Here is an 11,886-nt window from a genome sequence, read left to right as displayed (position 1 = left end):
TTTGAGGGCTTCGGCGGCGGTTTTGCCGGATGAAACCAGTGTGGGCCGGTGCTTGGTGAGGTCCACACCGCGCTGGGCCTTGGGGTCGAAGAGTTTTCCGATCGGGGGCCGGTATCCGTCCGGTGCGTCGACCCAGTGCAGAAATGGGTCGGTATAGGGCAGAAAGTTGATTTGGTGCCAGCGTTTGGGTAGTTCCATCAACCGGCCGCGTTGCCGGTCGAAGAACGCGATGCCATAGGGCCCGTTGATGACGTGGCCGAGCCGGTGCTCCAGCGATCCGTCTTCGTTGATGGCGATGACGTGCATCAGTGCTCGCGCACCGATCTCCCGTTCCGCCGTCGTGGCGATTACTTCGTCGTAGTCTTTGAGACTAGTGAACCACTGCCCGCCGAACCAGTGGGCCAGGTAGTCGTGATCGACGGTACCGTCTGGCTTCCAGGCACCCTCGCCGTAGACGTCTGGGTTGGGCACGGCGAAATCAGGGCAGTTCGTTTCGATGAGCACCGTCTGCTCGTATGGGGAAAGACCATCGGCGTCAACGGCGGGTAACCAGTGCTGCTCGGTCACCCTGGCCCACGCCGATCGCCGCCACAGATCATCCACCGGGTGCCAGGTGCCTGGCCGCGACACACCCGCCCGCTCCAGTTCCTGCTGGGTCCTTGGCTCGAAGAGCATCCCTGTCGGTGGCTGGTACACGATGTCGGACGGGAGCCTGAGCCATGGCAGGTGCGGGTCGGTGTAGGGCAGGAAGGCGACGCGGGCCGGGTCGTCGGGAATGTCCAGCAGGCGGCCGTTTTCCCGGTCAAAGAACGCGACACCGTACGACTCGTGGGTCACGTATCCCAGTTGGTGTTCTTCCCGGCCATCCGGGGTGATGGTGGTGATGACCACCAGCCCCCGCGCCCTGATCGGCCGGTCCGCCATCCCGAAGATCACATCATCGATGCGCTTGAGGTTGGTGAACCACTTGCCGCCGAACCAGTACGCCAGGTACTCCCGGTCGATCGTGCCGTCCGGCCGCCGGGCACCCGAGCCGAAGAAATTCGGAACGGGCCTGGCGTAACCAGGGTGAAACTTCTGGAAGAACTTCGCTGCGTCCCGCGGAGATACCGTACTGGCGTCGATGGCGTAGAAGTCGCGGTGCGCCGTGGTCTTCCCGGCCAGCTTCGATCGCAGACCCAGATCCATCACCGGATGCCGGTCATAGAACGTCGTCGAGGTCGACTGTCGTGCCGGCACTGCCAGCGACCAGCGGCTCGGGACCACGTAGGCCGCTAATCGGTAGTCGTCCAGCCAATTACCGTAGGACTCCCCGGGCGGCGGGGCTGGAAAGAACTTGCTGATGGGCGGGTGGACTCCGCGAAGGTCAGCCAACGCGGCCTGAAGTTCACCGTGGTAGACCGCCTCCTGTTCCGTGTCCGGCAGTTGAGCCAACCCATCGGCGGGCAACGTCGGCCTCTTGCCCGACACCGCCAACTTCGCCAGATCGACCGGAAGCAGGTAGATCGCTTCCGGGTTGCGCGGCAGGAGCGTCGCGTCGCCGGTCATCGGATCCACGAAGATCGGCACCCCGGTTTCCTTGTCCACCACCACGGCGGTCAAGTGCCGGATTTTCCGGCCGAAGCGGTCCCGTGACATGACGGCGAGTGCGGCCGCGTCCTCCCGGTTCATCGCCGCGATGACATCGTCATAGCTGCCGTGGGCCTGCCAGGTGCCGCCCACCTCTTCCCAGAGCGCCTTCAGCGTGGTCCGCCCGTGCTCCACGGCCGTCTTCCACGAAACGGCCGAGACGTTCTTCCAGCCCGCCCGTGCGTAGAGGAAAGCACTCGTGGCGACCACACAGTTACTCCGGTACCCCGCTTTCCCGGCTCGCAGAGAACGGTAGTTCGGGTTGATGTCCCGCAGCCCGGGGACCTGCTCGTCGAGGAGCTTCCTGCGCGCGGGAGCCGATGCGGTGTCCGCCGTAAAGGCGGGCAGGCTGTACTTCCCGTTCGACCTGTCGTGCCAGACCGCCTGCGCCGCCCTGATCCTGAGGTCCTTCAGGCGTTCAGATGCCGATTTAGGTGGCTGTTCCGGAGATTTCTCTTCGCCGGGTGCACTCTGGCCCTGCAGCGCGGCGGCACCCCCACCGGCGCCTTGGATAACGTCGAACAGATAACGGGACCCCAGCACCGTTCGGGCTGATTTCTTCAATTCCTTGGTGAAATCGTCCAGCCGCTGCTGGAGCTCAGCCTTGTAGACCGGTTCGGGGAGTTTGGGCTCGGGGTCGTCGGGGTGGAGGAAGCGTTGCGGATCACTGAGCGCCTTGTATTCGTCGATGGCCTTGTTGAGCTGGTTGACGGCTTCCATGGCGAGCCGTCCGGTGCGGGTGCGTTCGTTGTCGAACGATCGCAACAGCAGCGCCACCTGCCCGGGGAGCGAAACGCCTTGACGAATCCGTCGCAGTGCCGCCATCACCTGCCCGTCGAGGTGGCCATCCCCACGGGTTTCGTACCAGTGCAGGAGCAGCTTCAGGTGCTGGACGCGCTCCCGGTCGCCGAACCGGAAGTGGGTGGTCAGCAGCACGTTCACCCGTTCGTCGAGCTGGAACTGCCGGGCGCTGTACTTCGCTCGTACGGCGTCCACCTGCTGGACAAGATTGCCGTGTCCGGTCCTTTCGTACTGCTCCACCACCACTTTCAGGTCCCTGACGAGCGGGTTCGCCACAGCCCGGTGGTCCCACAGCACCCCGAGCACCTGCGTAGCGAAGTTGCCTTCTCCGGTGGCGAGATACCGCTGGAGCGTCACGGACAACTGCTGGGCGAGGAGGCTGTCACCGCTGCGTTCGTACTTCTCCAGCAGCCTCTCCACCCGCTTGATAAGCCGGGGCAGGTCCTCTCGCAGCAACCCCAGCCTGGGCCCCAACGTCGGGCGGAAACCCCAGTTGTCGAGGGTGATTTCACTGTTGGCCGACCGGCGTAGGGAAGCTAGCTTCGCCCGGACCGCCCGCGTCCATTCTCCCTTTTCCAGGCCCTTCTCCAGGTCCTTCTGGCTCGCGGGAATGGGTTCGAATTCGGCCAGCGACGTCGGCGCGGGCATGCCCGTGGCGAGTGCACGCGAAAAGTCCGCCCTCAGGGCGGGGATGGCCTGGTCGGCGTAGGTCTCGATGTAGTAGCGGAGCATGGAGGCGAATTCGAGCCTGGCCAAGTAGCCGGATTCTCTTGCCTCTCTGTCGGCCGCTTCCTCGATGGGGCGGCTGCCCCAGTCATCCTTGCTGATTTCGCGTGTCCGGTAATACCGTTTACCGATCGCGCCGAAAAGCCCGGTCGCGGCGGCCGCCACCAGGCTTGCTATCAGATAGCCCTGCATGTTGAGGGACCAGGCCAGGAAACCCACGAGCGAGGCCGTGGAAACAGATTTGGCCGCGGTGTATCCGAAATAGGCCCGGCTAGACGCCGCGGCCTTCCGGGTGACCGCCTCCATCTCATTGGGCGTGTGCGACCGGGCATTCTGGACCAGCACCTGCAGCTTCGGGGGCAAGGAGTCGAAGTGGGGACGCCAGGTCTCTTCCAGCGGTGCGGGGTTCACGGCTTGGGTCGCGATGTACAGGGCTTGCACGAGGATGTCCTGTACCAGTTGATCCCGATGCTGGATCTTCATCGGGATCTGTGTCTCGCGTTCGGCTCGGATCACCATGGCCAGCCGGGTGAGCTTGTTCTTGAACTCCGCCACCGCCAGCCGGTGGTCCGCCCAGGCGGAAATACCGCCCGCGCCGAGGAAGCGCACCACTTCGAAGGCCACCACCGTGGTGCGCAGGTCGACGTGGCTCAGGACTTCCTTGATTTTCGTGAGGTCCGGGTTCCCGTACACGCGGTCGATGACCCACCTGAACGGCTTGGTGATCCCGGCCTGGTGCCATTTGTCCAGGACCATCCTGAACGTATAGAGGTCCGACGACGGCTTGAAGATCCTGGTCCAGATGGGCGCATGCGCCAAGAGGCTGGTCGCGGCGGCGGTCGCGTCCGGCTCTCCGGTGGACAGCCCGAGGTGTTCGTCGGGGTGTGCCGGATCCGGTCGGACCAGCGCCTCCAACGCGGCTTCCGGCAACTCCTCGCCCGCTACGTAGGCCTCGATCACGTCCGCGGCATGTCCGAGCTGCTGGTACAGGTTCGCGTAGTCTTCGGTCTCGAGACCGTCCCGCTCGCGCCGGAGCTCGTCCTGCTCGTCCTGCTCCTTGCCCTTACGCAACCGCCGGGTGCGCGCGTCACCGGGTGGCTGCAGCAGGCCCGCGACGACCGTCACGCCGAGCAGGCCCAGCCCGAAGGTGAGGGTAACGCCATCCAACAGGCCCGTGAGTGCTGCGACAGGCTCGAGAACGCCCAGCGTGAACAGGCCCATCGCGGACGGAGCGACGGCGCGGATGAACCGCTGCCGCCAGCTCGGGGGAATCTCGGGCTCCTCGCCCTGGCGCTGGGCTTCGGTGGGTAACCCGATGCCCTCCTGCGGCGGCAGGCGGTGCTCGCGCCTCGCTGTCTCGTCCAGCTCGACCAGGGTCTCCGCCTTGGCAAGCGCGGACCGCTTTTCGAGTAACGTCCTCCTCTTCTTGGCCACGGTGTCGCTGGTGGTCTCGTACCACCGGATCATCGCTCCGGTCGTAACCGCGACCACCGCGCCGTACACGAGAGTGCCGATGCCATTGCCCAGGCTGCTCGTGCCACCGAAAAAGATGTACACAAGCCCCGACGACAGCCTCGCCGGGTAGTCATTGCAGATCGTGAGCACGATGTTGAACCGGGTGGACAGGTAACCGAGGTCGGATCTGGTGACGGCGAACTTGTCCACCACTGCCGCTGCCGAGGCGCCGAGCGAGGTCGTGCCGAGGGCGTAACCATCCGCCTGTTTCTCCAGACCTGCCTGTTCGAGCAGCGCGCGCAACTGGGATTTCAGTTGCTCCTTGCGCCAGGGGCGCACCATGGGGGTATCGGCGATCCGCCGGCCGAGCACCTCGATCCGTGCCTCGCAGGCGCGGTCGGCGGGGCCGTCGGGCAGGTAGTCCAGGTCGGCGTCCGGCCCCAGTGTGCTCTGATAGGGATGGTCGGCCGGGGATTCAAAATACTGCGCCCCGTAGGCGATCGCGCCGGCGAGGAATTCCTCCACGTCCCGGAGCCGGGTCCGGGCCGGGAGGTAGCCGGACAGCACCCGCGTGCCGGGGTGTGCAGATACCCCTGCCGCTTCGAGGTGACGGCCCGGCAGCACGTGGAAATCCGCGGTGAAGATCTTCTCCTTCCTGCGGAAGGCGTCGTAGCGAAGGCCGTCCCCGGTGGGGACCAGCCGCACTCCCTGCCAGGACTCGGTGGTGGCGAGGTGCTTGCGCACGGCACTTTCGACCGCGGAGACGCGATCGAAGCGCCGGGGACGGGCATCCACCGGCATGCGGTACTCGGTTTCCACGTACGGGTCCCCGACCGGCCAGTTGCCGGGCTGGTAGCCCTTGGCCGCCTTCGCGGGCCGGTGCCGGTTGGCCGTGAGGAGCGCACCGTTGACCGCCGGCATCGCTTCGCGTGCTTCCAGCGATGCGCTCATCGGGATTCTGGTGCCGTACCCGGCGAGCGCGCGCAGCCGGACGCCGCTGTAACGATCTTCCTCGGTGAGGCCGAGATACGACAGCAGTTGATGCAGGTGCGCCATCATCCGCTGCTTCTTGCGCCACGACCAGAACGAGGACCGGGCGATTTCGTTGCCCAGCGCGGCGACCTGAGCGATGTAGCCCCGGTCGACCGGCTTGGGCTCCGGTGCCTGTCCCGGGAACAGGTCGTATCTGAGGCTCTGTTCGTTGGTGAACAGCAGGTCGCGGCGCGCGTAGGCGGCTACCAAGGCCCCGCCCGCGGCCATCGCGTGCGCCATGTGCAGCACCGCCACCTCCGGCGGGAGCCAGTCGGGCAGGCGGAGGATGACTTGAGGCAGCGGGCGGCTCGCGCTGGGTTCCGGGAAAACCTGGTAGGTCATCGGCGTCGAGCGAGAGTAGCCGAGTTTCGGCTCGGAGATGACCTCGAAGGCGAACCGTGTTCCAGCCCCCTCAAGGACCTGCGCACCCTTTGCGCGCTGCTCCTCCGAGATCAGCGAATCGTCTTCGGCAATCCGCATGTCGGCCGCGATCGCGGCGTCCCCCATTTTCGAGAGGACGATCTCGGGGTCCGGATCCTTCTGCTCGGCGTCGCGGGGCGCATGGAGATCAACGAGCACCTCGATGCTGCCGGTGATCGGGGGAACTGCCTTCCTGCCGAACGGAATCGGCGCGGAGGAACTTTCCGGCCCCGCGCCCACTCCGGGCGGAGCGGGTGCCTGGGCAGCGACCGGCTGATTGCCGGGCTGAGGCTCCTGCACGGGGGCCTGCACCGGACCCTGATGGTGCACAGTCGTGGCGCCCACATCGCTGCCAGTGGTGCCGACGACCGGGCGACTTATCGTCACGTTCGACGACGGTCCTGGCAGCCGGGGGTCATCCGGTCCCTGGCCTGGTGCGAGGTGGGCCGCTCCAGGCAACGCCGACGGCTGGGCAGCTCCGGGCGTCCCCTCGTGGACTGGTCGGCGGACGACGTAGGCCCCTTCGGCGGTGAAGCCCTCCACCACGGCGCCCTCGGCCAGCAGGCTGCCGAGCACCGCCCGCATCGCCTCCTGCCAGGCTACCGCCGCTTTCGGGTTGGCGGATTCCCAGTCGTGCGGGGTTTGCACCGTGACCAACCGGCTCGTCGTGGACCGGATACGCGGCCATTCACCATCCTCGACCAGCATCGGCTCCGACCCCACCGGCTCCACCGGCTTCCGGGGTGTGGCCGTGATGTCCCAGCGCACCAGCACCCGGTCGGTCAGGAAACCCCGGTTGGCTTCGTCGTCGAGCTCTCCGTAGAAATCAAGCAGGAACTGAACCGGCCGCGCCCCCAACTGGTTGTTGAACCCCGCGTTGCGTCGCAGCAGAGGATTGAACGTCCACTGAATCGCCTCTGCGCCGTGCCTTCTCGCCCATTCCTGCTGCCGCAGTTTCAAGATCCGTCCGATGCCCATCCCCTGCGTGTGCGGGAGCACGGCGGTGACGTGCGAATGCAGTACCGAGCCGCCCGGCCCGCCGAAGAACGCCACCGTGGCACCGACCAACCGGCCGTCGACGAACGCCCCAGCCACATAATTGCCGGACTGCTCCAGCGCACGCAGCAGCGGCAGCAAGACCGGCTCCGCCCCAGGGGCGGGATGCCAGACCTGCGCGAACAGATCGATGACCGCCTGCAGGTCCTCGTCGGCACTCAACTGCAGCACCGAGACAGCAGCGTGGCGTGCCATTCCTTGTGCTGCGGCAGGCGGGTCAAAGGTGGGTCCCGAAAAAATCTCCGGAGTTTGCGAAGAAGATTTTTTCGGGTGCCCTTGATGCGCCTGCTGCGGCATAAGACGCTTGGGCACGAGGGGGCCCTGGTGCAATCGGTCGCCCGCACGCGTCGCCGCCAGGGCATCTGTTGTCTGACCGCTGCGCTCGGCGTCGGGAGTGGCCCGCACCACAGCGCCAGCCCGTTGCGCCCAGGCGTGCTGATAACGCGACAGTGCCTCGCCGACCACCCCCTCGTCCATCTCGGGGGCCACGCCGGTCAGGTACGGCTGTAACCAGGCCGCGAGCGGGCCAAGGAAGGCCACGGAGGCTCCCACCAACGTGTCGCCAAGGAACGCCCCAAGGACGGGGCCGCCCGCATGGGACAGCGCCCGCAGGACCTCTACCGAGATCGGCTCCGCACCCGGCGCCGGCTCCCAGATCCTGCCATAGAGATCGAAGACCGCCTGCAGTTCGGACAACTCATGAAGTTCCCGCACATCGAGGTCTTCTGTCCGGATAGGGCGCCCGATGCGGCCAGGCGAAGCTTGAGGTTGCACGACTGTGGCGCCCTCGTCGCTGCCAGTGGTGCCGACTGCGGGCTGTTCGCTTTCGGACCGCGGCGATTCGCCGAGCAGGGTCAGCGGCGATCCGGCTCTGCGTTGGGTGAAATCCGCGTGCAGGTACAACGCGACATGCACACCGGCGCGGTCCAGTGCCCGGACGTAGTGGTCAAGCCATTCGCCGGGACTCCGTTCGCCGACGAGCACGACGCCTTGTTTCTCGCCTGGCCGGCGCGGGGTGTCCTGGCGCTTTGCCACCGCCAGCGCCAGTTCATCGGGCGACTGCCTGCGCGGGCCGTCCACGTGCGCGGTGGTGAACCGGATCGCACCTCCGGCGAAGGTGGCGTCGAAATCGGCCGGACCGATGGGAACGCCGTTATCGTCGAGGATTTCTTCCGGCAGGGGCTCGATTCCCAGTTCCGGCAAGCGGCGGGCGAGCAACTCCGGCTGGGACAGCCGGGCCAGCTCGTAGGCGACCGTTCGCGTCGCCGCGGCCTCCAGTCCATTGTGGAGCAGGCCGCTGAGGGCCCGCTCCCGCAGTCCATGCCTGAGCGCGTTCCAGATGCGCTTGTCGTTGTCGCCGAGTTGACTGGGGCGCGCGAGGAACGCGGGCAACCCGGCCCACTCGTCGTGCATCCGCCGGAATTCGGACCAGCTCCGCGCGGCATCGTCCTGGCTCATCCCCAAAGGCCGCAGCGGCCGATCGGCCGAACGAAGAGTGTCCGCGACGAGCCGCTCCTCGATGGTGGCTTCCGCGCCTGGGGTCAGGGTGGCCAGCTTTTGCGCGGAGCTCGCGTTCCTAGGGACGCCGCTCAGCTCGGCCTGATCGCCCAGTGCTCTGGCGAAGGCCAAGAGAGCGGAGGCGACGCCGTGCCGCTGCGCGTTCTCCGCCAGCGCCCACTGAAGGGCCGGTGTCAGGCTGCCCCAGATTCCCGGTGCCAGCCCCGGGGGCCTGAGCCCATCGGGTGCAGGGCTTTGCCGGGTGACCGAGCGAGCGTGGAACCACTCGTCGCCGACCGGCTTGTAGAACACGTTATCGACCCCGGCCTCGCGCATCATCCTGGTCAGGGTGGCGAGCCACTCGCCGGACGCTGTCCGGTCGCCCAGGAGAAGCAGGTAGCGCTTGCTGTTCCGCCCCGACGGCATGCGGGCAACGGCGGCGCGCAACTCCTCGAGTGACTGAGCATGGTCACCGTCGACCACGCCGACCGCCACGAACACGTCGGCATCGCCCAGCCTGCCCTCGAGATAGCCGTTGTGCCGAGCGAGCAACAACAGCTCTTTCAGTCCGAGCGCGGCCAGCCGATGTCGGTTCCGGTCCAGTTCGTGGGCGCCGGCCAGCAACACCTCGGCAGGTTCGCCCAATTCCCGCAACGGGTGATCGCGGGTCCAGCGGGTAACGGTGTCGAAGTGCGCCAGCAACTGCTCGAACAGCCCTCGCTGGAGCAGCGCGCGCCTGTCTTCGGGCAGGCCTGTCAGCTGCCGCACCAGGTCCTTTTCGCCCTCGACCTCGGTTCCCCTGGCGAGTTCCACAGCCACGGCGCGCAATACGAACGGCGCTTCGTCCGGTGCGGACTGGTAGAGGTCCACATAGACCCCGCGCGCCTGCGGCGGCAATGCCTCCCAGATGGGGTTGCCCGGCTTCGGAAAGCCAGGGCGACCGGTGTTGCGATCGGCACCGGGGGACAGTCGCGCGGATGCCGGTGCCTGCTGTTCCTTGCCGGCTGCTGCCGGTGTCTCTGGCGTTCCCTGCGGGCTAGCTGGGACCGGTGAGGGCGAAGCAGGCAGACCACCCGGGCCTGCCGCCGCGACCACCTCGATGTTCCACCAGAGATAGCCGTGATGGAGCACCCGGTCGACCCCGCGTTCCAGCAACGCGTCGGCGAAGGTGTCCAGCCCGGTGGTGGCCTCGGGACCGAGGTTGTTGCTGACGATATAGACCAGCTTCGGGGGTCTTTTCTCCGCCCTGGCTGCCGCGGCCTGCTGCTCGGCCTGCCTGAGCAGCTCGTCGCGGTTCCGGTCGTTGATCGACTGGTACGCCTTGACCTCGAAGCGCACTTCGGTTCCGTCGCCGAGTTCCCCCAAGATGTCGACGTCGTAGCGTTTCCCCAACCGAACCCGTTTGATTTTCAAGCCGGGCAACCCGAGACGGATGAGTTGCTGACTGGTTTGGGTGGTCAGCACCAGCGCGGTGAGCAGTTCCGCCTCCACACCGGCGAAGTCGTTCTGCGCGCTGTCCAGCCGCTTGCGCGCCGCCGCGTCCAGCGGGCCTTCGGCCGGGATGTGCCGCCGAAGCGACTCGACGAGTTCCTTCAGTTTCGCGCGGGCGGTCCTCGTGTCGACCTTGGCGTTGGCGAGCCGGTCCAATACATCGTCGATGCGGGCGAGGGCCCCGAGCCGCTGGTACCAATCCAGGCTTTCGCGGTTGACCGGATCGACCGAGGGCGGCTTGCCCTTCCCCTTGTTGCGTCGGCCTTCCAGCCGCTGGGCGAAAACCTGGGCTTGCTCGGCGGTCAGATGACCGAGTTGCTCCTCCGGGGGCAGGCTCCTGAGCTTCTCGTCCTGCTTCACCATCTGGGCGAGCATGCCGGTCACGGCGGCCATCGTGGCCGCCACGCCATCCCTGGCGGCGATCTCGTCGAACGCTTCTCGCTGCGACTCGGACGGCAATGCCGTGCGCAGGCGGGCGGCTTCCGGGGAGAGGTCAGCCGACAGCTGGGCAGCGGGGGCTTCGGACTCCGGCTGCGGCACCTGTGCGTCGGGCTGCGCGGCCGGGCTCTCCGCCGTTGCCGGGGCTTCGGTGAAGGCCGCGTGTTCTTGGTATTTGGCTGCGGACTTGGCCGACAGCCAGGTCTTGAGTCCCTGGGTGTCGAGCGGCCGGAGTGGGCCGGTGGCTGTGGCGACCTGGAGGGTGAGGGGTCGTTCTTTGGCGGCGAGGACTTCGATGGGTTGCCCGTTGCGGTGGACGGGTATCGCGTCGAAGCCTGCGGCGAGTAGTTGCCAGGCCAGTTCGGTGAGCCAGGCGGGGTCGCCTGTGGTCGCCTCGCCGGTGAGGAGCAGGAACCGACGGTTGGTGTCGTCGGCGGGTATGGATTCCTGGTAGCGACGGACCTGGTCGAGCAATGCCTGACGCTGTTCGGCGGCGCGGCCATCCAGCCGCGCGGCGACGATCCGGAATTCGGGGCCCGTGGAGCTGGCGCTGCGGACGGGGAACTCCAGTAAACCTGACCGGTCTTCGCCCGTCCGGGTGGGAGCGCCGAAGACTCCGGGCTGCCACAGGTGTCTCAGCGCATCGCCGTTCAGGATCAGCGACAACATCGCTGCCGCCGCGGACACTTCCTCGTCCGGGCTGGCGTACAGCCGGAGCAGTTCCTCCTGGATGAACGGCTGGAGGTCTTCGGCGGACAGGCCACTTTCCAGCCCGGAGAGCAGGCCCGCCCCCATGAACAAGCCGTTCGCATCCTGGAGCATCTGCTCCGAGGACCCGGCACCCGGCGCCTCACCCGGGAGTGCGGGCGCCACGGTCGAGCCCGGCGGGACCACGTGTCCCTGCGCCTGCTCGGACACACCGGCGATCGCACGTCCTACATTGCTGAAGTCCACGGACTCGGCGCTCTCCCCAAGCCCCGCATCATTCGCACGATCGGCCAGTTCCACTCCGTACGAGTCGAGAACCGCTCTCGCTCGATCCGGCCCCTCAACCCTGGCCCAGGAGGCGACCTCGGTCAGTCGCCGGTGCAATTCCTCCTGGTGTGATGGTTCCGCCAGCGGTGCCAGGTATTCGTGGAGGCGAGCGCCCTCTTGGACGTTGTTTGCCGTCGCCACCTCGGCGATGTGGTGCGCCAGGATCGTTCCCGCGTGGTGCTGCCCCACCAGGTCGACGAGTTCGGTCGCCACGGTGTGCACCGTTGTGGGCAGTTGCGGCCACACCCCGGGCGTCAGGCGTTCGATGGGTGAATCGGCTGAGACGCCGGGCTCAGCAGCCAGGAG

Annotated in this window: 1 protein-coding gene; it reads right to left on the bottom strand. The window is 67.0% G+C overall.

The features are described from left to right. The coding region (locus FNH05_RS20480) for a GNAT family N-acetyltransferase (protein ID WP_144590325.1) at positions 1–11,793 on the bottom strand (11,793 nt) is incomplete at its 3' end. Positions 11,794–11,886 lie beyond the last annotated feature (93 nt).

This window comes from Amycolatopsis rhizosphaerae, assembly GCF_007713715.1.
Classification (GTDB): Bacteria; Actinomycetota; Actinomycetes; order Mycobacteriales; family Pseudonocardiaceae; genus Amycolatopsis_E; species Amycolatopsis_E rhizosphaerae.
The sequence above is the reverse complement of the archived record's forward strand: the minus strand, read 5'-3'. Positions and strand labels throughout refer to the sequence as shown.